Here is a 23,105-nt window from a genome sequence, read left to right on the forward strand (position 1 = left end):
ACCTGCGGGGACGCCGCAGTGCCGGGCCGTACGGCCTGCGGGGACGCCCCGTGCTGAGCCCGAGCCAGCTCGCCGGAAAACTGGGCATCCTCCCCCCCACCCCCGAACAGATCGAGGTGATCGAGGCCGGCCTCGAACCGATGGTGGTGGTCGCCGGAGCCGGGTCCGGCAAGAGCGAGACCATGGCCGGGCGGGTCGTCTGGCTGGTGGCCAACGGCCTCGTCCGCCCCGAACAGGTGCTCGGCCTCACCTTCACCCGGAAGGCCGCCGGAGAGCTCTCCATCCGCGTCCGCGAGCGGCTCAACGGCCTGGTCGCGGCCGAGCAGGTCCCCGCCGAGCTGCTGGAGGGCGAGCCGACCATCTCGACCTACCACGCCTACGCGTCCCGGCTCGTCACCGACCACGCCCTGCGGGAGGCGCTCGAACCGACCATGCGCCTGGTCAGCCCCGCCGTCTCCTGGCAGCTCGCCAGCCGGGTGGTCAGCGCCTACGACGGACCCATGGAGCAGATCGAATGGGCCCCCTCCACCGTCACCAAGGCCATCCTGGAACTGGCCGGGGAGATGGCCGAGCACCTGCGTAGTCCCCAGGACGTGCGGGAGATCGGCGCCTGGCTCGCCGAACGGTACGGCGAACTGCCCGGCAAACCCATCCTCGCCCAGCGTAGACCGCTGGACACCCAGCGGGTCAGAGAGCTGCTGCTGCCCCTGGTCGAGGTCTACAACCGGCTCAAACGGAGCCGCGAGGTCGTCGACCACGGCGACCAGATGGCACTGGCCGCCCGGATCGCCGCCAAGCACGCCGAGGTCGGCGCGATCGAACGCGGCCGGTTCGCCGTCGTCCTCCTCGACGAGTACCAGGACACCAGCCACGCCCAGCTCGTCCTACTCCGCTCGCTGTTCGGCGGCGGCCACCCGGTGACCGCCGTGGGCGACCCCTGCCAGTCCATCTACGGCTGGCGCGGCGCCTCCGCCGGCAACCTCACCCGCTTCCCCCGCGACTTCACCACCGCCTCCGGAGAGCCCGCCCCGGTCCGCAGACTGTCGGTCAGCTTCCGCAACGGCGACGCCGTACTCGACGTCGCGGCCCGCGTGCAGCTCCCGCTCCGCGTGGAGGCGCGGGAGGTGCCCGTGCTCGTGCCCGGCGGCAACCGGATCAACCGCGGCCAGGTGAAGTGCGCCTTCCACGAGACCGCCGACGACGAGGCGGCCTGGATCGCCGCCGAGATCGCCACCCTGCTGGGCAGCGAGAGCGCGCCCGACGGCCTGCCCTGGGGCGACGGCGAGCGCAAGAAGGCCAGACAGAGCATGTGGGGCGGCCCGGAGTGCCTGCAACCGCACGACGTGGCGATCCTGGCCCGCAAACGGTCACAGTTCCCCGCACTCCGCAAAGCACTGGAGAGCCGCGGCATCCCGGTCGAGGTGGTCGGCCTGGGCGGCCTGCTGACCGTCCCGGAGGTCTCCGACATCGTCGCCACCCTCCGCGTCCTCTACGACCCGACCGCCGGAGACGCGCTGGTCCGGCTACTGGCCGGACCCCGCTGGCGGATCGGCCCGGCCGACCTCAAGGAGCTGGGCGAACGGGCCCGCGACCTGAACCGCGAGACTCGCAAGGGCGGGGCCCCGGCCGCCGACCCGCTGGACCAGGCCGTGGCGGACATGACCGAGGAACGCGGCAGCCTCATCGACGCCCTCGACGAACTGCCCGACCGCCCCGAATGGCAGGACCTGTTCGCCCCGCTGGCCCGGGTACGGCTGCTCGCCATGGCGCAGGAGCTGCGGATCCTGCGCGCCCACGCCGGCCAGCCGCTCCCCGACCTGATCGTCGAGATCGAGCGCAGACTCGGCCTGGACATCGAGGTCGCGGCACGCGGCACCGCCATCGGCCCGTTCGCCGCCCGCGCCGACCTGGACGCCTTCCTGGACGCCGCCACCCGGTTCGCCGGCGACTCCGAGGACCCCACGCTGGGCGCGTTCCTGGCGTTCCTCACGGCAGCCGACGAGGAGGAGAACGGCCTGGACGCCGGACGGGTGGGGGAGAGCAACAGCGTCAAGCTCATGACCGTGCATGCCTCCAAGGGCCTGGAATGGCCGGTCGTGGTGATCCCCGGCATGTCCCAGACCGTGTCCAGAAACGGGGCGCTGGCCGTCGGCACCATGTTCCCGGCACGGCCCACCACCAGCCCCAAATGGACCGACAACCCCCGCAAGCTGCCCTACCCGCTCCGCGGCGACGCCTCCGACCTGCCCCGGCTGGGCGGGCTGACCAAGGATGAGCTGGCCGAGTTCGACGAGCACTGCCGTGACCGCGACCTGCTGGAGGAACGCCGCCTGGCCTACGTGGCCGTCACCCGCGCCCACTACCTCCTGATCGCCTCCGGCTACCGCTGGGGCAGCGCGTCCAAACCGCTTTCGCCCTCCGAGTTCCTGGTGGAGATCCGCGAGACCTGCGGCCAGGCCGCCGTCTGGGCCCCCGACGCCGGCCGGGACGCCACCAACCCCCTCCTCGCCGAACCCGCCGAGGCCACCTGGCCCGTCGCCCCCGACGACGTCCGCTACGCGGCCGTCCTCGACGGCGCCACCCTGGTCGAAGCAGCCCTGGCAGCCCTCACCGGCACCGCCCCGACCCTCACCACGGCCCAGGACAGCCCACCCGTCCACGGCTTCCCGGCCTCCCCGGAGGACATCCCGTTCCCCGAGACCCCGCCGGAGGACGAGGAGATTCCCTTCCCCGACGCTCCCGACGATGCTCTCTACGACGATGCTTTCTACGACGATGAGGAGTTCGACGAGGGCACGAGCTTCTCCCCGACCCGGCAGGACGCCCCGGCCATCTCCGAACACGAGCGCACGGGGGAGCAGGAGCCACAGGGCGAGCGGCCCTCGGTCCTGGCGGAGCTACGCGGCTGGGACAGGGAACGGGCCAAGGCCTGGGAGCGCGACACCGAGCTTCTGCTCAGGGAGCGGGCGACCGTACGGCGACGTGGCACCGGCCGGGTGGAGCTGCCCACCCATCTGACCGTCTCCTCCCTCGTCACCCTGGCCTCCGACCCCGAGACCCTGGCCAGGCAGATCCGCCGTCCTGTGCCCAAGAAACCCACCCCATTGGCCCGCCGGGGCACCTCCTTCCACCGCTGGCTGGAGTCCCGCTGGGGCCAGCAGCGGCTGCTCGACGAGTTCGAGCTGCCCGGCTCGTCCGACGACGTCGAGGAGGCCGACGTCCGGCTCGAAGAGCTGTGCGACCGCTTCGAGGAGAGCGAGTGGGCCGGCCGCGAGCCCCTGGACGTCGAGGTCCCCTTCGAGACGATGATCGCCGACCGGCTGGTCCGGGGCCGGATGGACGCCGTCTTCGAGACCCCGGACGGCCGCTACGAGGTCGTCGACTGGAAGACCGGTCAGCGCCCCAAGGGCAAGAAGGCCGCGGCGGCAGCCGCCGTCCAGCTCGCCGCCTACCGCCTGGCCTGGTCCCACCTGGCCGCCGTCCCCCTGGACCACGTGAGCGCGGCCTTCCACTACGTCCGCCTCAACACCACGGTCAGACCCGTCAACCTCCTCGACGAACGGGGCCTGATCGCCCTCCTGGAGTCGGTCCCCACCGTCGGCTGAGGCGTGTCCAGTCCGTCGCCGCCGGGCGGGAATCCGTGCGTGATCACGGCAGGGATTGGTCTATTCGCCGGTGACGCCGTCGATCCGCTCGCGCAGCAGGTCGGCGTGGCCGTTGTGCCGGGCGTACTCCTCGATCATGTGGACGAGAATCCAGCGGTGGGAGCAGTCCTGCCCGTGGCGCTGCCGCTTTCCGATGGCGTCCAGCGGCACCTCGGCCGAGAGCCTGCGGGCGTGCTCGACCTCGGCCCGCCAGGTGGCGAAAGCCTCTTCGGCTGAGGCGGTGTCCACGTCGTTGAATTCGGCGTTGGGGTCGGCGGTCTTGTACAGGAGCGGGACGTCCTCGTCGTTCAGCACATGGCGGAACCAGGCGCGCTCCACGTGGGCCATGTGGCGGACCAGACCGAGCAACGACAGGGTCGACGGCGGCACGGCGCGTTCGCGGAGCTGCTCCTCCGAGAGCCCCGCGCACTTGACGGCCAGGGTCTCACGGTGCCAGTCGAGCCAGTTGTTCAGCATGGCGCGCTCGTCGCCGACGAAGGGAGGGGAAACGCGGTTGTCGGTCATGGATCATGATCCTCTCACCCGCGAAGGACCACGTGGCCATGGCCGATAATCCGCTGGAGTCGCTGCGCCGGTTCCGCCTTGCGCTCCCCGAGACCACCGAACGACTCAGCCACAGCGAGCCGACCTGGTCTGTCCGTGGCAATCGGAACCGTCCCGGCTCGGCCATATGGGGCATCTCGCTCATGGTGTCCCGGCACCGTCTGGCGCGTCTCAACAGCGGACCTGGCATCGGATGCCTGCCTATCGGCCCAGACGCCAGGTCCGCCACGACTTACGAACTGTCGGACGATCAGTCGATCTTGACGCGTTGATGGCGCGTGTTGTCCAAGACGGTTCGCCCGCTAAGTGGTTGCCTTAATTCGAGTTTCACGAAACGCACGTACCCTATGGCCAGGGTGTCGTTCCACGTGTGCGGGCAATTGTTGCTTACTTCGATCCCGATGATCACTTGCGAAGAGGATTCTTTTATTTCGGTGTCCGTCACCTTTTCGCATTGCGAGGCGGCATCTTCTGGCGTTGCGAGGAGCACTTCCACGATCAACGTCCGCTCGTCTTTTGACAGCGCCGCCGTATTGATGTCCTGCCACTGGGGCCCGCCGCAGGCCGTCAAGGTCATAGCTGCCAACCCCATGAGGAGGGCTGGGGACACTCTGCTGCCGAGGGAAAAACCCATGGAAGATGACCTGCTCTTATCGGCGCTTCATTACGTCGCCACCGAAGGCTTGGCGAACGTCATGGATATCAGTGAAGTTCAGCTTACAGAAGCCAAGAACGCTTGCCCCGCCGCTCACAAATTATCGGCGCATTTGCTTTCCACGCTGTCCGGCCGGCTTCTGCTTCCCGTGACCGTGCTGACCGAGAGGTCCTGGCACGTGGAGAAGAATCTCGGCGCCAAGAGTGAGGCCGCGTTCCTGGCATCGGTGGCGCGAGGCGAGCTCGAACTGGTGGATCTGATGGCTGAGGACGTGGGCCGCACCGCACGGCTCGTCGAAATTTACGACGATCTGCGGCTGGGACTGGTCGATGCTTCAGTGATCGCGTTGGCGGAGCGGTTGGAGATCTCGAAGGTTGCCACCATCGACTGCCGTCATTTCACCGCTGTACGGCCACGTCATGTCATGGCCTTGACGTTGTTGCCGGAGACTCTGTGATGCCGCCCCGGGCTCGCACGGCTCCATCGAGGGGCTTCCGCGGGCCGATATCCGCTCAATCGGTCTGCGGCGTCAAGAGTCAGGCGATACATTCGGCAGCCTTGTCTCGATCGCTACCGCCGCAGGACGAGGGTGCAGGTGTTGGAGAAGCCGAAGGCCGCCTGGCTGTTGTATACCTCTGCCTCTGGGGAGCAGGTAGTCAGCAACGAGTTTCACAAGGTGTTGGAAGGTGGCCCTCCGCTCAAGGAGCTTGGGTCGCTGATGACCAGGATCCAGCTGGGGAAGCACCTGCCTAGAGACACCGGCTCTCTGGGCAAGGGTCTCTATGAGGCTCGGCTCAGTTACGTAGGCAATGAGTATCGCCTTTACTACGCTCTCGGCCCTCAACAGGAACATGTGCTCCTGGGGCTCGCTTTTCACCAAAAAGGGAGTCAAGGCGCTCAGGATCGAGTCATTGACCTTGCCAGGAAGCGGCTGGCTGACTGGTTGCGGAGGATATAAGGTGAAGCCGATACAGGGAGGTCGACGGTGATGGATCCACAGGTTGCTGAGCTGCTCGGCATCGATCTAGACGATCCTGATGTCCAGCGGGAGAACAGGGCGATCGACCGGGACATGCGGCTCATCGAGAGCCTCGTGGAACTGCGCAAAGCCCAGGGTCTCACGCAGGCCCAGGTGGCCGAGCGGATGGGCCGTAGCCAACCGGCGGTCTCGGACTTCGAACGTCTGGGCGGCGACCCTCATCTCTCAACGATCCGTCGCTACGCGCTGGCGGTCGGAGCGTCCGTGCATCACATTGTCCGCTCGGGCTCGACCACTGCCGCAACGACCCGTTCGGCGCCCGCGCTGGTCGTCTCGACCAGCGGTCCGACGGGAACCACATTCGCTGCCGGGCTTGAAGTCCTCCCCCGAAGCGTCTTCGCGGAGCCGAAGGTGACCGCATAGTGCAAGCTTTCATCATGCTGTGCGACTCGGCCCAACACGACCAGGGGACGGGCAAGATGCACATGCTGGGCGCCGACTGGTCTCTAACGGATTCCGTCGCACCGCAGATGACCGTGGCTGTGTTCTTGCGTGTCCCATGGGAGGAAGCGTCCACATCGCATTCCTTCACGCTGCGCCTGGTGGATGCCGACGAAAAGCCCGTGATGGCCCCACTTGATGGTGGAGACTCTCCCGTTGAGTATCAGGGTGAGCTCGGCATCAGCATGGGCGCCGATGCCGATGACTTCATTCGGATGACAGATATTCACAGCAGTTTCGCAGTGAATATTATGCCGCTTTCTCTGGAAGCGGGTAAGCGGTATGAGTGGAAACTGGACATCGATGAGCAGGAGTTCGCATCGGCTGACTTCGCCATCCGGTGCCCGTGCTGATCGAAGAAATCACCTGATGTTCGATGTTCAGGTCGAGCAGTGTCGTCGTGGTCTTCTCCCTCTTTGGTGGGTTCAGGTGAGAAGCCCTCGTTCCGTCATCTGAACTCGTTGTTCTTCACGCCAGGGGGTTGGTCACCGGTACGTATCCGGCCGCGCGGTCGGCCGAGCGCGCCCACCGGACCGAGAGGTTGGCCTTGGCGGGCAGCGGCACCCCCGCCAGCAGGTCCGACAGCGGCCGTGGCCGGCCGACCGAGTCGGCGTATCCGGCCAGCACCTCCCGGGCCGCCGTCCACAGCTCCCGTGTCGATCCGGGCCCGGCGAGGGAGGCGGCGATCTCGGCGAGGTGGTTGACCATCAGGCAGTAGACCACCCGGTCCCAGCCGTCGGCCGGGTCGTAGGTGAGGGCGTCGGCGACCCGGTCCGGCAGCCCGGACAGGTCGTGGCGGCCGGCGACGAGCTTGGTGCCCTCCATGTCGCGGAAGACGGCCTCCACCGGCAGCCCGGCCGCGTCCACGCCGACCAGGACGTTCTGCAGGTGGGGTTCCAGCACGACGCCGTGGCTGAGGTAGGCGTCGAGCACGGGCAGCGCGACGCGTTCCACGTAGGCCCGCCACCAGCGCACCGGCTCGGCCGGCGGACTGCCGGGGATGGCCAGCGCGCCGCTCAGCAGCGGGGTCACCCCGGGGCGGCAGACCGACCAGGGGCTGGCGCGGACGATCGCACTCAGCCCTTCCAGGAGCCGGTTGCCCAGGTCGGCGGAGCGGTAGCCGGGTTCGGGGAGCCAGCGGGTGCCGGGGAACCTGGCAGACAGGTCCTCGAACACCGGCCCCAGGCGCCGGGTCAGCTCGACCGCGCCCGCCAGTTCGTACCAGGAGTTCTTCCTGACGCAGTTGGTGATCCGCACGTCCAGGCTGAACTTCAGGCACCGGTCGATCTGCGGCTCGTAGACCGTGCGGACCGACGAGGTGGGGACAGCCAGTCGGGTGCTGTGCCCCAGGTCGATCAGCCGTCCGTCGGCCAGCGGGGCGGCGAGGTCCGCCGCGAGCAGGTCGAGCTGCCACGGGTGTGCGGGGAGCACCGTGTAGCCGTGCGGTGCCGGGCCGAGGTCGTCGAGCGGGCCGGTGTCGCCCGCCTCGGCCAGTACGTCGTCGCGGACCCCGAGAAGTCGGAGCGGGAAGCTCGCGTGTGCCTCGGGCGCGTAGCGCAGCCAGCCGGTGCCGCCGCGCGCCTTCGGGCTGGGATGGAACGGATGCCCGAAGACGAGTCCCTGTTCGGAGGCCAGCCATGGGTCGGCCGGGGGCGGGGTGTCGCGCCGGGCCGTGAGCAGGGCCGCGATGGCGTTCCGGCTCGCACCGACCTGGACCGCGAACTCGTCGTTGACGCCCCCGAGTTCGGTCTCGACGAGCCGGACGAGCAGGTCGGTGGAGAGCGGTTGCCAGGAACCGCGTTCCAGCCACTCGGGCGCGCTCTCGAATCGCAGTGCGAGCCCGCCGTACGTCCTGGCACGTAGCAGGGTGTCCGCGACGCGCAGCAGCACGTACGGCTCGGCGTGCCAGACCTGTCCGCGTGGTCCGGCGACCTCCCTGACGCAGCAGCGCAGCAGTGCCGCGAGCGACGCCTCCTCGGCGACGGCGGATGGAGGGGCGTCGACGGCGAGGCCGGTCATCGGGGTGTCCTTCGCGTGGTCGTGGCCGGGATGGCCATGGGGGACTGGCGCAGGTAGTTGGGGCCGCTGGTGCCGTAGAACTTGTTCACGTCGCGGGCTCCGGTCCGTGCCTTGTCCACCAGGGTTCCGGCGGTGATCATCGACTTGCCGACGAGCCGGGCGGCGTCGAGGGTCCTGGCCCGCAGCAGCCTGGCCATCGGGTCGTTCCCGTGCTCGTCGAGCGCCTCCGCGAGTGTGTCGCGGACCAGCGGGGAGGCCTGCGGCGGCGGCAGCGCGCCGAACGTCACCGCGGCGGCGGCCAGGTGCAGGGTGATGGTCACGAACACGTCGGCGAGTGCGTGCGGGTCGTCGGTCAGCATCCGCGTGTCGGTGAAGTCCGGTACCGCCAGCCCCGCCGCGCGCAGCCGGTCCGGTGAGGTCAGCAGCCCGTCGTTGTCCTTGGTCAGCAGTTTGGCGGGGCCGTTCCCCAGGACCAGCGAGAGGTTCTGCTGGTGGGCCTCCAGCGCCGTGCCGTACCGGACGAAGAGCCGCACGTGGAGCCCGAACAGCAGCCGCAGGTATTCGGTGAGCAGCCGCGTCACGTCCCCGCCGTACCACCGCCCGGCGAGCTCCTCCACGACCAGCCCGCCGCCCGGTAGCGGGGCGGTCAGCGCGGCCACCGGCACGATCTGACCCGCCGGGAGGCGGCGGACGAGCCAGCCCAGGTACTCGTGGCCGGCGTGGCCGTACGTCTGTTCGTCGGCGATGAGCACCCCGGGGTCGGGCATCGCGCGGAGCAGGCGTTCGGCCCGTGCTCCGTCGGCCAGTGTGTCCGGTCTGATCGATCGCCGGTTGCGCAGCCCGAGGGTGCTGGTGGCCAGCGGTAGCTTCAGGTGCGTGTGCCGGTCGACGATGACCGTGCGCATCGACAGTGTGGGCCTGACCTTCAGGTACGGCTCCGGCCCCATGATCGCCCATGGGATCTTCCCGACCTCCGGAACCGTCAGCGGGTGGACGGGGAACAGGACGTGTGTCTCGGCGAGCCCGCCCGGCAACCCGACTGCGGGGAGCTCCGGCGCGTCCGGCATCGCCGCCCCGGCCGCGCGTTCCCGGGGTACGGCCGCCCAGCGTAGTTCGAAGGCGGGGGCGAACTCGGGTGCGTGGGCTGTCAGTTCCCCGTCCGACAGTCCGGCCCGGCAGCGCGCCGTCGGATAGACCGGGTGGTCGACGGAGGCGGCCAGTGTCTCGTAGCGCACGGCGTCCAGCAGCGCGGTGCGCGGGACGGAGGCGTCGTGACGGGCAGGGGCGTCGGGGGCCGGTCGTGTGGTGACGGTGTCCTGTCCGGGCCGGGTGGCGGAGCCGTGGCTCAGCCGGGCGAGTACCTCGTCGCGGTGGGCGTCGTGGAGGTCGAGGGCGCGCAGTGCCTCGTGGCACTCGCGGGTGAACGCCTCGACTCCGGCGGCGTCGGCCGGGGCGGCGATCTCCCTCAGGGTGCGCAGGACCTCCTCCAGGCGGAGTGACTCCTCCGGGGCCACCACGAAGTCCTGGAACAGCGAGCCCGGTGTCAGCCGTACCCGGCGACCGCCCGGCAGCAGCAGCGCTATGCCGTGCCGGCTGCGGGTCACCCGCCCGGCCAGGCCGCCGTAGTCCTCGCGCAGCAGCGCGTTCAGGACGCGGGCGGCCAGGTACGGCTCGCGTCCGCGGGGCTTCCGCCTGCGTGGTTCACGTCTGTCCGGCTCGCGCCCGCTTGGCGAGCGTCCGCCGGTCAAGCGATCACCCAGGGGCGCTGGGCGGTGAAGGCGGTGACGGCCGCGTCGACGCCTGCCCGGTCGGGCCCGGTCGCGCGGACGATGCCCAGGTAGTCGCGGTTGGTGTGGCTCAGGTCGATCCGGTCGCCCACGGCGCGCAACGGACGGTGCCAGAGCCGGACCCGGTCGCCGTCGGCCGGCACGACCGTGCCCGGGGTGGCTGCCACGGTCCCGGGCCGGTCCGCCACCAGGCTCAGTATGGTCCCGTGCCCTTCGGGCCTGCCGGGCTCGGGCAGTCCGGCCCCCAGGTGGACGCCGAGGATGTGCTCGAACAGCGGGACGCCCAGCAGGTTGCCGAGCAGGAAGTCGCAGTGGTCGCCGATCACCCGGTAGTTGACCTCGATGATCCGCGGTCCGGCGGACGTCATGACGTACTCGGTGTGGCAGGCTCCGAAGCCCACCCCCAGCGCGTCCAGTGCTCGCAGCACGTGGTCGCGCGCGGGTGGGGGCTCCCAGTCGAGCCGTTCTTCCACGAAGTACGGCAGTGGCCCCAGGGTTGTCCGGAAGCCGCCCAGCACCTGGACGCTCTTGCCGTCGCCGAGGGTCTCCAGTGTGTGCAGGGGGCCGTCGAGATACTCCTCCACGACCAGTGTCTCGCCCGGCCGCCGGTTCCGGATCGCCCGCACGGCCGCGGTGAGCTCGCCGAGGTCCCGTACCAGCACGACGTCCTCGCTGGCCACGCCCTCGCGCGGCTTGACGACCGCGGGGAACGGCGGGTCCGGTGGCACCGGGTCGCCCGGGGCCAGCCGGACGGAGTGGACGGTCTCGACTCCGGCCGCCGCCAGCCGGCGCCGGGTGAGCGCCTTGTTCTTCGTGGCGACGCAGGCCCGCCAGTCCTTGCCGGGCAGGCCGAAGTAGGCGGCGGCGAGGGCGGTCTCCGCCTGGATGTGGTCGGAGTTGGAGAAAACAGCATCCGGCGTGTGATGATGCGCGATGATGTCGATCATCGCTCGCGCGTCGCGGACATCGCAGTGGAGCACCTCGGTCCCCGTGTCCACATGGTGCTCCGGCCGGTCGGTCAGGATCGTGACGTCGCAGCCCAGCGCGCGTGCCGCCGGGAGGAACCCGTCCGTGACCGCGTCGGTCGGTTTGAGCGCGGTGAGGTACAGCCGCAATGCAGGGACCTCCGATATCAGGTAAGCCTAACCTAACTTGGAGCATCCTAACCTGACCGAGATCATCGCGGGGGTGCGATCGCGTATTCGGCGGCGAGACGAGGCACTGCGGGACGACCCGAGGAGATGACGAGGACACCGGAGGGCGGCCCTGCTCTGCGGCGTAGGATGTCCAATCGGTCTGGGAAGCGGGGACGGCGTGGATATCACGACACAAGAAGGACTACTGGGGCCGCTGCTGCTCGCGCGCAGTGCGATCGACCGTTCGGCGATGCTCCGAGGCGACGCCGAGTGGCTCAAGCGGGCGTGGGCGGACGGCGCGAGCCGGGTCGTGGTCGTCGACGACGGGCAGGCGCTGATCCGCTGGAACGGGGAGCAGGCGGCGCTGGTGCTGCTGCCCACGGCCGAAGCACCCGAGGGTGAGCGCTACCTGCTCGGCGTGGACGCCGAGGGTGTCGTCTACTTCGCCGTGTCGGCGCCGCTGGCGGGCGTCGCCCACGGAGGCTCGTCCAGCAGGGGCGTCACCCCGCTCACTCCCTCCGCGCTGCGGGAGAGACAGCCCGTCGTCGCCGGGCTCCGCCAGGTCGGGTCGCTGCTGGGAGATCTGGACGCCGGGCTGCTGGTCTACGCGGTCGCGCTGGAGGCATGGCACTCCAGCCACGAGTTCTGCCCGCGCTGCGGGAGCCGCACCGAGGTGCGGGCGGGTGGGCACGTGCGCGTCTGCCCCAATGACGGCAGCCAGCACTTTCCCCGGGTCGACCCCGCGGTGATCATGCTGGTCCACGACGAGGAGGACCGGTGTCTGCTGGCCCGGGGCCCGCAGTGGCCCGAGGGCCGGCTGTCGGTGCTCGCCGGGTTCGTCGAGCCGGGTGAGTCGCTGGAGCACGCGGTGGCCCGCGAGGTGGTCGAGGAGGTCGGCGTGCACGTCACGGACCCCCGTTACCTGGGCAGCCAGCCCTGGCCGTTCCCTCGCAGCCTGATGCTCGGTTTCTTCGCTCGGGCCACCTCGACGGAGTTCGTCCTCGATCCCGAGGAGATCGCCGAGGCGCGCTGGTTCAGCCGTGCCGAGCTGCTGGCCGCCCTGGAGAGTGGTGAGGTGCGTCTGCCGTCCGAGGTCTCGATCGCTCGCAGGCTGATCGAGACCTGGTACGGCGGGCGCCTGACCGGCGACTGGTGATCAGACGCGCAGGCGGGCCTTGACCTCGATCACCGAGGGGTTGGTCACGGCCGTGCCGTCCTCGAACAGCACGGTCGGGACGACCTGGTTACCGTTGTTGACGCTCATGACGAACTGCGCGGCCTCGGGGTTCCGCTCGATGTCGACCTCCTGGTAGGAGATGCCCTCGCGGGTGAGCTGGGACTTCAGTCGCTTGCAGGGGCCGCACCAGGTGGTGGTGTAAACAGTGAGCGCCATTTTGTGGAAATCCCCTCATGTGATGTTCGGCGCTCACTGGCAACAAAGTGAGAGCCGTTCATCTTCCCGCCGTCAGTGAAGTCTGGCCGCGATCCAGGCGTGCACCGTCTCGGCCACGCCGGGGAGCCGGTACACCAGCGAGCTGTGATCGGATCCGGGTTCGGTCCGCACCGTCATGTGCACGCCGAACCGGGCCAGGCGCGTCTGGAGGCGGAGGCTGTGCTCCACCGACACGAACTCGTCCTCGGCGTGGAAGGTCAGGACGGGTGCGTCGCCGCGGCTCGCGTGCAGCGGCACTTCCATGCTGTTCCAGATCTTGGGGCACTTGGCGGGCTCGCAGCCCCCGGCGAGACGGATGGCCGACTCGCGTAGCTTGCGGCTGTTCGCGTCGACCGTGTCGGCGCCCTCGTTGTAGGCCGTGATCGGGGAGATCACCGGGGAGATGCCGACCACGCCGCGCAGGCCGGGCTGGCCGTCCTTGTAGGTGCCGACCGCGGTGGCCAGGTGGCCTCCGGCGGAGAAGCCGACGACCACGTAGTTGTCCGGGTCGAAGGCCCACATGGGGGCGGTCCTGCGCGCCGTCGCGATGGCGTTGAACGTGTCGGTGCGCTGGGCGGGCCAGGCCGCGTCACCGGAGAGGCGGTAGTTGAGGTTGAAGACCGTGTAGCCCTGTTCGACGTAGCTCTGGGCCACCGCGGTCAGCTGCTTCTTGTCCCCGGACGACCACCAGCCGCCGTGGATCACGAAGACGGCCGGACGCACGAGGCCGTCGGTCTGGTGCCAGACGTCCATCCGCTGCCGGATGTGCGGGCCGTACGCGATGGTGTCGACGGAGACGCTCTGGACCAGCGGGTCGGTCGCCGTCGCCGGAGGGGGAGTTGGGGTGGCGGTGGGCGTCGGCTCGCCCTGCCTTCCCTTACCGGCGCTCTCGGCTGTCACGGTGGCGCTGGCCGGTGAGAGAGAGGAGGCCGCGTGTGCCACCGAAGACGCGTGCACCGCGGTGGGGCCGATCATCAACGCCGCCAGGGCGAGCGCACTCACGGTTGCCACAGTTCGCACGAGTCTCTTCCTTCCCCCAGGCCACAGTTCACCCCCATTGTGGGGGGAATGGTCTGTTTGCGCATCTCGGCGAACGACATAGGTTGACGGCGGCATGTTGACAGAATGAACGATGTTTGGCCACTGGCTGGGAGGATGTTTCATCCAACCCCTTGACAGCGTGAAGGAGTCTCCGTGGAGCCCGACGACGTTCTGGTGGGGCTGGATCCCGAACAGCGTGAGGTGGCGCAGGCTCTTCACGGTCCGGTCTGCGTGCTCGCGGGGGCGGGCACCGGGAAGACGCGGGCGATCACGCATCGCATCGCGCATGCCGTGCACAGCGGGGTGACCGACGCCCAGAGCGTTCTGGCTGTGACATTTACCACACGTGCGGCGGGAGAGCTCAGGCAGCGGCTGCGGCAGCTCGGCACGCCGGGGGTGCAGGCGCGCACCTTTCACGCCGCGGCGCTGCGCCAGCTCACCTACTTCTGGCCGCGGGTCATCGGCGGTGACCCGCCCCGGGTGATCGAGTCGAAGCTTCCGCTGCTGATCGACGCCTGCCGCGCCATCCGCAGGAATCCGGACCGGTCCGAGCTGCGGGACATCGCCTCCGAGATCGAGTGGGCCAAGGTCACCCAGGTCGGTCCTGAGGACTACGCCGAGGCCGCGGGGAAGGCGGGCCGGACCCCGCCGGTCCCGGCCGAAGAGGTCTTCCGGCTCTACGACGCCTACGAGACGCTCCGCCGCGACCGGCACCTGGTCGACTTCGAGACCATTCTCGAACTCACCGCCGCCGTGATGACCGAGCACCGCGAGGTGGCCGCCCAGATCCGCCAGCAGTACCGCTACTTCGTCGTGGACGAGTACCAGGACGTCAACCCGCTGCAGAAGCTGCTGCTCGACACCTGGCTCGGCGGGCGCTCGGACCTGTGCGTGGTCGGCGACCCGAACCAGACGATCTACTCCTTCACCGGAGCCACCCCCCGCTACCTGACCGGTTTCTCGATCGAGCATCCCGACGCCGCCGTGATCAAGCTGGTCCGCGACTACCGTTCCACCCCCCAGGTCGTCTCCCTGGCCAACCGGGTGCTCGAGACGGCGAAGACCCCGCACCGGCTCGCCCTGATCGCCCAGCGCCCCGACGGCCCCGAACCCGTCTTCGCCGAGTACGACGACGAGCCCGCCGAGGCCGAGGGGGTGGCGCGCGCGGTGAAGAAGCTCACCGACAGCGGCGTGCCGGCCCGTGAGATCGCCGTGCTGTTCCGGGTCAACGCCCAGTCCGAGGCCTACGAGCAGGCCTTCGCCGAGGCGGGCATCCCCTACCTGCTGCGCGGGGCCGACCGCTTCTTCGAGCGCCCCGAGGTCCGCCAGGCCGTCGTGCTGCTGCGCGGCGCCGCCCGTTCCGCGGCGGACGACGACGAGCTGGTCCCGACCGTCCACCACATCCTCGCCGGCATCGGCCTGACCCCCCAGGCTCCCGGAGGCGGCAAGGCCCGCGAGAAGTGGGAGTCGCTGAGAGCCCTGGCCGACCTCGCCGAAGACCTCGCCGCACGGGGCGGGGACCTGCCTGCCTTCGTGGCCGAGCTGGAGCGCCGGGCCAGCGAGCAGCACGCGCCGCCGGTCGAGGGAGTGACCCTGGCCTCGCTGCACGCCGCCAAGGGCCTGGAATGGGACGCCGTCTTCCTGGTCGGTGTGACGGACGGCATGCTGCCGATCATCCATGCCAGGACACCTGAGCAGGTCGAGGAGGAGCGCCGCCTTCTCTACGTCGGCATCACCCGGGCCCGGGCCCACCTGACGCTGTCGTGGGCGCTGGCGCGCTCCCAGGGAGGACGTCCGAGGAGACCCTCCCGTTTCCTCGACGGTCTCGCGGGCCGTCCGGGTGCGCGGAGCCGTACCTCGTCGCCCGCGCCCAGGGATCGCCGGATGGTCGCCGCGCGGGTGAGCTGCCGCATCTGCGCCAAGACTCTCGCCGCCGCCGCCGAGCAGAAACTCGGCAGATGCACCGGTTGCCCGGCCGACTACGATGAGGCCCTGCTGGAGCGCCTGAAGGCATGGCGCACGAGCATCGCCAAGGAGATCAAGGTCCCGACCTATGTGATCTTCACTGACGTCACCCTGCAGGCGATCGCCGAGCGGGCACCGGTCTCCGAGCAGGACCTACTGGCGATCACCGGAATCGGCCGCATCAAACTGGAGCGGTACGGCGAGGCGGTGCTCGCCCTCTGTCGTGCGGCCGCAGACTAGACGGAGTATGTGTGAACGAGGTTCTCAAGGAGCTGCTTGACCTGCTCGACCTGGAGCAGATCGAGCTCGACATCTTCCGGGGCCGCAGTCCCGAGGAGCGCATACAGCGGGTGTTCGGCGGTCAGGTGGCCGCTCAGGCGCTGGTGGCGGCCGGGCGGACGGTGCCGCCGGAGCGTCACGTCCATTCGCTGCATGCCTATTTCATCCGGCCCGGAGACCCGGCGATCCCGATCGTCTACAACGTGGAGCGTGTCCGCGACGGCCGGTCGTTCACCACCCGCCGGGTCTCGGCCATCCAACACGGCAAGGTGATATTCACCATGTCGGCGTCCTTCCACGTCATGGAGACCGGAGTCGAGCACCAGGCCGCGACCATGCCGGATGTGGCGGAGCCGGAGAGCCTGCCCATGCTCCAGGACCGGATCCTGGAGGCCGTGGGGGAGGACTCACCGTGGCGGGAGTGGCTGGGCAGGCCGCGCCCGGTGGACGCCAGGTACGTGACCCCTTTGACGTGGGAGGCCCAGCGCGACCCGGCGTTGCGTGGCTCGAAGACGAATGTCTGGTTCCGCTACGACGCCGAGCTGCCCGACGATCCGCTGCTGCACGTGGTGCTCGCCGCCTATGCCTCGGACTTCACCCTGGTGGACACCGTGCTGCTGACCCACGGCCTCGCGTGGGGGTCCTCCAACGTCTCCGGGGCCTCGCTCGACCACGCGATGTGGTTCCACCGGCCCTTCCGCGTGGACGACTGGGTGATGTACGCCCAGGAGTCGCCCTGGTCGGGAGCGGCGCGCGGGCTGGCCAGAGGGGAGATGTTCACGCGCTCCGGCGAACTGGCGGTGTCGGTGGTGCAGGAGGCCATGATCCGTGTGAGTTAGTTGTGAAACTGCAGGTAGAAAATATGTTGCCCGTCCCCGGGAACCGGGTTTAGGGTCATGGTCAAGCGAGTCGGACGGTCCTGTCCGACGATCTAGAGATGGAGGTGAGTCCGCTGTGAAGAGCATTCTGATGTCCGCCCAGTCCGGGCTCATCTTCACGCGCCGTAACACCCTTCTGCCCAGCGGCGGTCAGGCCATCCTCACGGCTGGCGTGGCCGCTCAGCTCCGGCAGGAGCAGTCTGCCCGCATCCAGGTTCCGGCAGGCCACGTGGCCGCCCTCGCCGCATTCGCGACGACGGCACCCCTGGCTGTCCCGACCCCGGATGCCGGTGGCTACGCACCGACCAAGCACGCCCGAAACGGTGGGCTGTGCGGTCCGTATCCCTGGAGGCGACCTCCGGTCATAACTTGACCGAGAGAAAAAGCCTTCAGGCCGCGGATCCGCACCCAGGATCCGCGGCCTTTCTGTTTGTCCGCGTTATTCCTGACCCCCACCCAGAGGTAGCCAAAGATCAACACCTAACAGAGAGGTGAAACAGATGGGGGCCCAGACGGTCATGGACCTGATCGACGAAGCCACAATCCCCTGTCGTACCGACCCCGACCTCTGGTTCGCCGAGTCTCCGGAGGACGTGGAGTTCGCCAAGGCGCTCTGCGGAGGCTGCCCGATCCAGCAGGCCTGCCTGGCCCGCGCGCTCGAGCGCGAGGAGCCCTGGGGCGTCTGGGGCGGCGAGCTCGTCCTCCGCGGAGCCGTCGTGCCGCGGAAGCGCCCGCGCGGACGTCCCCGCAAGACTCCGCTCGCTGCCTGATCAACCACAACCTGAACGTTCCTGAAAGGACCATTTCCGATGAGCTACTTCACCACCCGGAGCCTGGACATGTCATCTATGCAAGAGGAACTGGTGCGCGACCGAATACGGACGCTCCACCGCGAAGCGGAGGAGCAGCGTCTGGTCTCGGGCGTCCTGCGTCTGCGCCGCGCCCGCCGGGACGCGGAGCGCGCGTCCTCGCGGCTCCGTCACGCGCTCCTGCGCCTCATCTGATCCGGTAGGGATCGGCGGGCAGGAGAAACAGTCCGGCAAGGGGTGGCCCGTCCGAACGGGCCACCCCTTCCGGCTGTGCCGCCCCTGTTCACCGGCCGGTAGGCGGTGTGTCATCGGGCCTGGTCATGTTCACCTGGCCGGTAGGCGGTGTGTCATCGGGTCCGCGGCGGGGACTCAGCCCGCGACGGCCACGCTGTCTTCGGGGTCCTCCTCGGCGAAGCCGGGAACCCAGCGGACGACCTCTTCGCGGAAGCGGGCGGTGGCGCCGAGCTGGCAGAGCACCCCTATGCCCGCCGCGTGGACCCGGTGGATGAGCACGTAGGAGGGCGGCAGGTTGAGCTGGCGTACGACGTTGCCGGGGCGCAGGTCGGTGACCTGGGCCGCCTGCTGCTGTAGCCACTCCCGGCTGAAGGTGAACTCCTCCACCGAGGTCGGCTCGACGTAGGGGGCGAGGAAGGCGCGCAGCGCCTCCATGTCGACCTCGATGTGCGGGAGGATGAAACCCTCGTCGCGCAGGCCCTGGACCACGCTCGCCATGTCGCCGTTGTTGAAGATGCGGGTCAGCTTTCCGAAGGCCGGCGGGTAGCCGTCGGGCAGCCGGTTGACGGCACCGAAGTCGAGCACGCACAGCCGCCCGTCCTCCATGATCCGGAAGTTTCCGGGATGGGGGTCCGCGTGGAGCATGCCCACCCGCGCGGGGGAGGAGAACAGGAACCGGACGAAAAGGAGCCCGGCTCGGTCGCGCTCCTCCTTGGTGCCGTCGCGGATGATCCGCGACAGCGGAGTGCCCTCCACCCACTCGGAGACGAGCACCTGCTCGTTGGCGGCGATGACATCCGGGACGAGGAAGTCGGGGTCGTCGTTGAACTCCAGCGCGAAGGCGTGCTGGGCCTCGGCTTCACGGAGATAGTCGAGTTCCTCGGCCACGCGCTGACGCAGCTCGCCGAGCACGGCCTTGATGTCGAGACCGGGCAGCAGCACCGCGAAGAGCTTGCCGAGCCGGGCTAGCTGGGTGAAGTCGGACAGCAGCGCCTTGCCTGCCCCCGGATACTGGATCTTGACCGCGACCGTCCGGCCGTCGTGCCAGACGGCCTTGTGTACCTGGCCGATCGACGCGGCGGCGGTCGGCCTGTCCTCGAACGACTGGAAGTTCTCCCGCCAGTCATCGCCCAGCTGCTCGACGAGGACCTTGTGCACGGTCGTGGCCGGCAGCGGCGGGGCGGCATCCTGCAGCTTGGTCAGAGTCGCGCGGTAGGGTCCGGCGACCTCCGAGGGCAGAGCGGCCTCGAAGATGGACAGCGCCTGGCCGAGCTTCATCGCCCCGCCCTTGAGCTCCCCCAGTACCTTGAAGATCTGTTCGGCGGTGCGTTGCTGGATCTCCTGGGCGACGATCTCTGCGGGCCTGCCCCCGATCCTTTTTCCCAGCCCGAGGGCGGTGCGGCCGGCGAACCCGATCGGGAGGGCCGCCAGCTTGGCGGAGCGCTCAATGGCGCGGCGCGGAAGGTCACTCACCTTTGGCCTGCGGCGTGTCCGCCGTACAGCGCGACGCCGCTCCCTCCCTTCGGGGTGGTGTCTATCAGCGGCAGATAGCCGACGTGACCATTGTCAGCGGACCCATGCCGTCGCGGAAGCAACGACATTGAGGGTGAACACTCCAGGATCGCCGCCTCCATCTCATATCGGGCAAAATATCCATTGTGCTGTTTGTCACATTTGACTCGCACCCGTCGAGCAGAGCAAGCGCATGCCCCGCCGCTGCCGCTGCCACCAGCGATGACATCACCGTGCCGCAGGCGATTTCGCCTGCGGGGAAGCCGCCGAGGAGGGCGCTGACGACCGGCCAGCCAGGGTCGCGGTCGCGTCGGATCAAATCTAGGCACTGCAGGCAGGTGCTCCGCCCGGGCAACACCATCGGACCGACCGATCCGCATCCTTCGAAAGCGGTCACCAGCAGGTGCGGGATCTTCCAGGCGAGGAGCTCCTCGACCAGCAGGCCGTCCAGCGGCTCCACCGGCGCGAGGATCGCCAGGTCGGGCGCGCGGGCACCGTCGGCGAGGTGGGCGGCGCCGTCACCGGTCCACGCGGTGACCGAGGATGCCACGGCCCTGGCCATCGCGACCGCGCCCTCCTGTCTGCCCACCCCCACGTCCGCCCAGCTCAGCCCACCGGGCACGACATCCTGAGGGCGGGCCGTGCCGGGATCGACGACGCAGAGCCGGCCGACCCCGGAGGCGGCGAGCAGCGCGACGATCTGCGCGCCCACCCGGCCCGCTCCATACACCCGCACCTGGGCGTTCCGCCGCCGCTCCAGCGTCGCGAGACCGCCGTCGGTCGTGCCGGGGGAGAGGGAGAGCACGTCCAGATCCGGTTGGAGCCGGTCCTGCTCGGCCAGCGTGAGCCCGCGCAGCGGGCCAGGCGGTGTCCCCGCGTCGTCCACCACGCCCCGGCTCACCAACAGGTCGAGCAGGGCCTTGCCACGCTCTTCGCCGATCCCGGCTTCGGCCGCGCCGGCCAGCACCCCCGGCAGATGCCGCATGCCGTCCAGCCCCTCGATCCAGTGGCGCACCTCGGGTTCGAGGTCGGCCAGCACCACCGCGTGCCGAGGGTGCAGACCGAACTGCAGGGTGCGTCCGTCACGCGCCACCCTGCGCAGCGCGGGCTTCAGACGTGGTCTCATACGGCTGCCTTTCCTGGAGAGGCGTGCCAGCGTGCCACGCCCCCGCACGGTCCCGGGCGCGTTTCCCGCCGCCTGTGGACAACCCCCGCACCCCCTGTGGACAACCTCTCCGCGCACTGCGCCGGGAGTCTCTCGCCGAGCCGGACGCCATGACCTCACCGGACATGTCCGGAGGGCTGCCGGCGCAGAGGGAACGGCAGGTCCCGGCGAGAACGGCGGGTCCCGTGATTCGGCAACTCCTGAGACGGCCGATATACGTGTTATTTCGATAAGTCCCCGCCATAGCGAATCGGTCTCGCCAAAAAATCAACGAACGAGGGAGTGACCAGCCAGAACGCCTTCTACCTCTGGTGTGAATTCGTCATTCTCGGCTACCGTTCATATGTGCCCCCCGAGACAGTCGAGGTCCGTCGAAGTTCTCGTCGCCGGCGGACGGTTTCCGCGTACCGCGACGGCGAGAAAACGATCGTGCTGCTTCCCGCAGGATTGAGCAGCACAGACGAGGAGCAATGGGTACGGCGGATGCTCGACCGGCTCGCGGCCAAGGAGCAACGGAGACGTCCCTCCGACGACGACCTGCTCGATCGGGCCAGCGAGCTGTCGGCGCGCTATCTCGGCGGCAGAGCGAGCCCGTCAAGCGTGCGATGGGTGGACAACCAGCAGCACCGCTGGGGCTCATGCACCCCTGATCACGGCACCATCAGAATCTCCACGCGGCTGCGGGGCATGCCCTCATGGGTGGTCGATTATGTGATCATGCATGAGCTCGTGCACCTGCTGGTGCCCAGTCACGGTCCCCGGTTCTGGGCGCTGGTGGAACAGTATCCCAAGGCCGAGCGGGCGCGAGGCTTCCTTGAGGGATTCTCCATGGCGGCCCACGGCACCGCGGAGGAATGGTGACGGAGGCGCGGCTGGTGGCCGTCGTCGTCACGTCCTCGACGGCGGGAGCGGCCCCACCGGGGGTCGGCGCCGCCGAGTTCCTGGCCGCCGTGGCCGAGGACACCTACGAGCTCGTCGCCGGCCTCGATTTCGTCACGCCGGTTCTGGTGACGAGCGTGCCGGGGATGGAGGAGATCGTCTGGCCGGGAACCCCGGTCGTCGAGATCCCCGACCTGTCCGGGCAGGCCCTGGTCCGGGCCGCCTTCGCGGCGCTGCCGTACGGCGAGCAGGCGGTCCTGCTGAGCGGCGACGCGCCCGACCTGCCCCCCCTGCTGATCGGCAAGCTCTTCCGCGCGCTCGGCAGGGCACAGCTGGCCGTCTGCCCGGCCGTCGACGGCGGCGCCGTGGCGATAGCCTCCCACCTGCCCTACCCCGACTGGGCCGGCGTGGGCTTCGACCACCACGACCCGGTCAGGGCACTGCGCGCCTCGGCGCCCGCCCCCCGGGCCGTCGCCACCGGCCCCGGCTGGCACCGCCTGCGCACACCGGGCGACCTCGCCAGACTGGATCCCGGCCTGGAAGGCTGGGACAGCACCCGGGCGCTGCTCTCGGTGTGAGCCGCGTCAGTCCCGGGGCAGTCGCAGGTCGGCGAAGAGGCCCCGGTGGTCGGTGCCGGGGACGGTGTGGACGCTGACCTCGTTCACCTTCACCCGCCGGTCCACCACCACGTGATCGATGGTGATGAGCGGCGGAACAACCCGCTTGTTGGCGGGCCAGGTGGGCGTGAGCCCCTGCCCGGCCCTGTCGGCCGAGTCCGCGTATCCCCGGCTGAGAAAGCGGCGCATCGCGGCGTGGTCGAGACTGGCGTTGAAATCGCCCGCGAGGATGCGGATCCTGTCGGGCACCGCTGAGGGAAAGGCCTCCAGCGCCGCCGTCCACTCGCGCACCTGGTCGCCCAGTGGCGCGTAGGTGTGCACGTCGACGAACTCGATGGGTCTGACACCGGGGAGGTTGATCAGGGCGGCGGGCATGTTGTGCCCGATCGGCCGGAACAGTTTCTCCAGCGGGGTCAGCGGATACCTGGCGTACAGGCCGCTGCCGCGCGCGCTCCACTCCGCGGCCAGCAGCCGGTGCGGCATCAGTTCCCGTAGCCCGGCCGCGTCCAGCTTCTCCACCAGCCCCGGTGTCAGCTCCTGGGTGCTCAGCACGTCCGGGTTCAGCCGTCGGACCAGGTCCATCACGGCCTCGGGGTCGGCCTGGCCGAAGAACGCGTTAAGGGTCAGCACCCGCAGCGGCGTCCCGGAGGCGGCCTCCGCGGAGCCGAAGGCCCGTGGAAGAACGCTGAAGCCGAGCGCCGCGGTGGTGACCAGCGCGACACCCGCGGCCGCGCGGGTGCGCGACAGCGCGGCGAGGAGCACGGGGACGAGCGAGGCCGCCGCCACATACGGCGTGCCGGTCATGAGCTGGGTGGCCGGCGACCCCCGCTCCAGCCCGGCCACCCTGGCCACGGCCCAGGCGGAGAACGGGGTGACCAGCGCCCAGACGAGGGCTCTGGGGAGCCGCCGACGCCGCCGTGACGGTGTCACGATCGAACCGCCCACACCATCGTCGGCTGCGATGTCCACGCTCACGCTTCCCCGCTCCGCTCGTCGCGCCAGTGAGCGG

At 69.6% G+C, this 23,105-nt stretch carries 22 protein-coding genes; 12 read left to right on the forward strand and 10 right to left on the reverse strand.

The annotated features are described in order from the left end of the window. Window positions 1-50: 50 nt before the first annotated feature. Window positions 51-3,605: a UvrD-helicase domain-containing protein gene (locus ACIN94_RS05035; protein ID WP_400699826.1), complete on the forward strand. Its 3,555-nt coding sequence runs from the start codon at window positions 51-53 to the stop codon at window positions 3,603-3,605. A 60-nt stretch (window positions 3,606-3,665) separates the two neighbouring features. Here the strand turns inward: ACIN94_RS05035 and ACIN94_RS05040 are convergent, their stop codons facing one another. Continuing rightward, window positions 3,666-4,169: a DinB family protein gene (locus tag ACIN94_RS05040; RefSeq protein ID WP_400699829.1), complete on the reverse strand. Its 504-nt coding sequence runs from the start codon at window positions 4,167-4,169 to the stop codon at window positions 3,666-3,668. A 289-nt stretch (window positions 4,170-4,458) separates the two neighbouring features. Then, window positions 4,459-4,785 (reverse strand): hypothetical protein, encoded by a 327-nt coding sequence (locus tag ACIN94_RS05045; protein WP_400699832.1) that lies wholly within the window; start codon window positions 4,783-4,785, stop codon window positions 4,459-4,461. Window positions 4,786-4,840: 55 nt separating this feature from the next. Here ACIN94_RS05045 and ACIN94_RS05050 point away from each other — a divergent pair, with 55 nt between their 5' ends. From ACIN94_RS05050 to ACIN94_RS05065, 4 genes are all read left to right on the forward strand, one after another. After that, window positions 4,841-5,320, forward strand: coding sequence for a type II toxin-antitoxin system VapC family toxin (locus ACIN94_RS05050; protein ID WP_400699835.1), 480 nt, complete (start codon window positions 4,841-4,843; stop codon window positions 5,318-5,320). A gap of 219 nt (window positions 5,321-5,539) precedes the next feature. Continuing rightward, the gene (locus tag ACIN94_RS05055) at window positions 5,540-5,821 is read left to right on the forward strand and encodes a type II toxin-antitoxin system RelE/ParE family toxin (protein ID WP_400699964.1); all 282 of its coding nucleotides are present in this window, start codon (window positions 5,540-5,542) and stop codon (window positions 5,819-5,821) included. A 30-nt stretch (window positions 5,822-5,851) separates the two neighbouring features. Next, the gene (locus tag ACIN94_RS05060) at window positions 5,852-6,265 is read left to right on the forward strand and encodes a helix-turn-helix domain-containing protein (RefSeq protein WP_400699966.1); all 414 of its coding nucleotides are present in this window, start codon (window positions 5,852-5,854) and stop codon (window positions 6,263-6,265) included. Continuing rightward, window positions 6,265-6,696: a DUF6941 family protein gene (locus tag ACIN94_RS05065; RefSeq protein ID WP_400699838.1), complete on the forward strand. Its 432-nt coding sequence runs from the start codon at window positions 6,265-6,267 to the stop codon at window positions 6,694-6,696. Before ACIN94_RS05060 ends, ACIN94_RS05065 begins: the two co-directional genes overlap by 1 nt. 115 nt (window positions 6,697-6,811) lie before the next feature. On the opposite strand, the gene ACIN94_RS05070 is transcribed toward ACIN94_RS05065, so the two are convergent. Genes ACIN94_RS05070 through ACIN94_RS05080 form a run of 3 tightly spaced genes read right to left on the reverse strand, consistent with a single transcriptional unit; the run spans window position 6,812 to window position 11,264 of the window. Continuing rightward, the gene (locus ACIN94_RS05070) at window positions 6,812-8,362 is read right to left on the reverse strand and encodes an IucA/IucC family protein (protein ID WP_400699841.1); all 1,551 of its coding nucleotides are present in this window, start codon (window positions 8,360-8,362) and stop codon (window positions 6,812-6,814) included. Beyond that, window positions 8,359-10,110 (reverse strand): IucA/IucC family protein, encoded by a 1,752-nt coding sequence (locus ACIN94_RS05075; protein ID WP_400699844.1) that lies wholly within the window; start codon window positions 10,108-10,110, stop codon window positions 8,359-8,361. Before ACIN94_RS05075 ends, ACIN94_RS05070 begins: the two co-directional genes overlap by 4 nt. Next, window positions 10,107-11,264 carry a siderophore biosynthesis protein gene (locus ACIN94_RS05080; RefSeq protein WP_400699846.1) on the reverse strand — a complete coding sequence of 386 codons (1,158 nt, stop codon included), beginning with the start codon at window positions 11,262-11,264 and terminating at the stop codon, window positions 10,107-10,109. The genes ACIN94_RS05075 and ACIN94_RS05080 overlap by 4 nt, the downstream gene beginning before the upstream one ends. 199 nt (window positions 11,265-11,463) lie before the next feature. Between ACIN94_RS05080 and nudC the strand changes: the two genes are divergently transcribed. Then, entirely contained in the window at window positions 11,464-12,441 is a 978-nt protein-coding gene (gene nudC / locus ACIN94_RS05085) for an NAD(+) diphosphatase (RefSeq protein ID WP_400699849.1), read from the forward strand. Here the strand turns inward: nudC and ACIN94_RS05090 are convergent, their stop codons facing one another. Both ACIN94_RS05090 and ACIN94_RS05095 read right to left on the reverse strand, forming a co-directional pair. Beyond that, entirely contained in the window at window positions 12,442-12,678 is a 237-nt protein-coding gene (locus ACIN94_RS05090; RefSeq protein ID WP_400699851.1) for a mycoredoxin, read from the reverse strand. Between the two features lie 72 nt (window positions 12,679-12,750). Next, entirely contained in the window at window positions 12,751-13,737 is a 987-nt protein-coding gene (locus ACIN94_RS05095; protein ID WP_400699853.1) for an alpha/beta hydrolase, read from the reverse strand. Between the two features lie 174 nt (window positions 13,738-13,911). Between ACIN94_RS05095 and ACIN94_RS05100 the strand changes: the two genes are divergently transcribed. The 4 genes from ACIN94_RS05100 (at window position 13,912) to ACIN94_RS05115 (ending at window position 17,884) form a co-directional block, all read left to right on the forward strand. Next, window positions 13,912-15,963: an ATP-dependent DNA helicase UvrD2 gene (locus ACIN94_RS05100; protein ID WP_400699855.1), complete on the forward strand. Its 2,052-nt coding sequence runs from the start codon at window positions 13,912-13,914 to the stop codon at window positions 15,961-15,963. Between the two features lie 11 nt (window positions 15,964-15,974). Continuing rightward, complete coding sequence (gene tesB / locus ACIN94_RS05105; protein ID WP_400699857.1) at window positions 15,975-16,841, forward strand: acyl-CoA thioesterase II; 867 nt, start codon at window positions 15,975-15,977, stop codon at window positions 16,839-16,841. A 539-nt stretch (window positions 16,842-17,380) separates the two neighbouring features. Continuing rightward, window positions 17,381-17,650, forward strand: a complete 270-nt coding sequence (locus ACIN94_RS05110; RefSeq protein WP_184753756.1) for a WhiB family transcriptional regulator — start codon at window positions 17,381-17,383, stop codon at window positions 17,648-17,650. Window positions 17,651-17,689: 39 nt separating this feature from the next. After that, window positions 17,690-17,884, forward strand: a complete 195-nt coding sequence (locus tag ACIN94_RS05115; RefSeq protein ID WP_400699861.1) for a hypothetical protein — start codon at window positions 17,690-17,692, stop codon at window positions 17,882-17,884. Between the two features lie 174 nt (window positions 17,885-18,058). Here ACIN94_RS05115 and ACIN94_RS05120 read toward each other — a convergent pair whose 3' ends face one another. Then, window positions 18,059-19,396, reverse strand: a complete 1,338-nt coding sequence (locus ACIN94_RS05120; RefSeq protein ID WP_400699863.1) for an ABC1 kinase family protein — start codon at window positions 19,394-19,396, stop codon at window positions 18,059-18,061. 64 nt (window positions 19,397-19,460) lie between these two features. After that, a complete protein-coding gene (locus ACIN94_RS05125; RefSeq protein ID WP_400699871.1) occupies window positions 19,461-20,561 on the reverse strand; it encodes a ThiF family adenylyltransferase in 1,101 nt (366 codons plus the stop codon). Window positions 20,562-21,029: 468 nt separating this feature from the next. Between ACIN94_RS05125 and ACIN94_RS05130 the strand changes: the two genes are divergently transcribed. Both ACIN94_RS05130 and ACIN94_RS05135 read left to right on the forward strand, forming a co-directional pair. Beyond that, window positions 21,030-21,461: a M48 family metallopeptidase gene (locus ACIN94_RS05130; protein ID WP_400699874.1), complete on the forward strand. Its 432-nt coding sequence runs from the start codon at window positions 21,030-21,032 to the stop codon at window positions 21,459-21,461. After that, window positions 21,458-22,057 (forward strand): DUF2064 domain-containing protein, encoded by a 600-nt coding sequence (locus tag ACIN94_RS05135; protein ID WP_400699877.1) that lies wholly within the window; start codon window positions 21,458-21,460, stop codon window positions 22,055-22,057. The genes ACIN94_RS05130 and ACIN94_RS05135 overlap by 4 nt, the downstream gene beginning before the upstream one ends. Before the next feature lie 6 nt (window positions 22,058-22,063). On the opposite strand, the gene ACIN94_RS05140 is transcribed toward ACIN94_RS05135, so the two are convergent. Further along, a complete protein-coding gene (locus ACIN94_RS05140; RefSeq protein WP_400699880.1) occupies window positions 22,064-23,071 on the reverse strand; it encodes an endonuclease/exonuclease/phosphatase family protein in 1,008 nt (335 codons plus the stop codon). Between the last annotated feature and the right edge of the window lie 34 nt (window positions 23,072-23,105).

It is taken from the genome of Streptosporangium sp. NPDC087985 (assembly GCF_044741965.1).
In the GTDB taxonomy this organism is placed as follows: domain Bacteria; phylum Actinomycetota; class Actinomycetes; order Streptosporangiales; family Streptosporangiaceae; genus Streptosporangium.

Coding starts and splice junctions, on each gene's coding strand:
- ACIN94_RS05050 (WP_400699835.1), top strand. CDS start 4,841: ATGGAAGATGACCTGCTCTTATCGGCGCTTCATTACGTCGCCACCGAA.
- ACIN94_RS05045 (WP_400699832.1), bottom strand. CDS start 4,785: ATGACCTTGACGGCCTGCGGCGGGCCCCAGTGGCAGGACATCAATACG.
- ACIN94_RS05110 (WP_184753756.1), top strand. CDS start 17,381: ATGGGGGCCCAGACGGTCATGGACCTGATCGACGAAGCCACAATCCCC.
- ACIN94_RS05125 (WP_400699871.1), bottom strand. CDS start 20,561: ATGAGACCACGTCTGAAGCCCGCGCTGCGCAGGGTGGCGCGTGACGGA.
- ACIN94_RS05090 (WP_400699851.1), bottom strand. CDS start 12,678: ATGGCGCTCACTGTTTACACCACCACCTGGTGCGGCCCCTGCAAGCGA.
- ACIN94_RS05040 (WP_400699829.1), bottom strand. CDS start 4,169: ATGACCGACAACCGCGTTTCCCCTCCCTTCGTCGGCGACGAGCGCGCC.
- ACIN94_RS05115 (WP_400699861.1), top strand. CDS start 17,690: ATGAGCTACTTCACCACCCGGAGCCTGGACATGTCATCTATGCAAGAG.
- ACIN94_RS05060 (WP_400699966.1), top strand. CDS start 5,852: ATGGATCCACAGGTTGCTGAGCTGCTCGGCATCGATCTAGACGATCCT.
- ACIN94_RS05070 (WP_400699841.1), bottom strand. CDS start 8,362: ATGACCGGCCTCGCCGTCGACGCCCCTCCATCCGCCGTCGCCGAGGAG.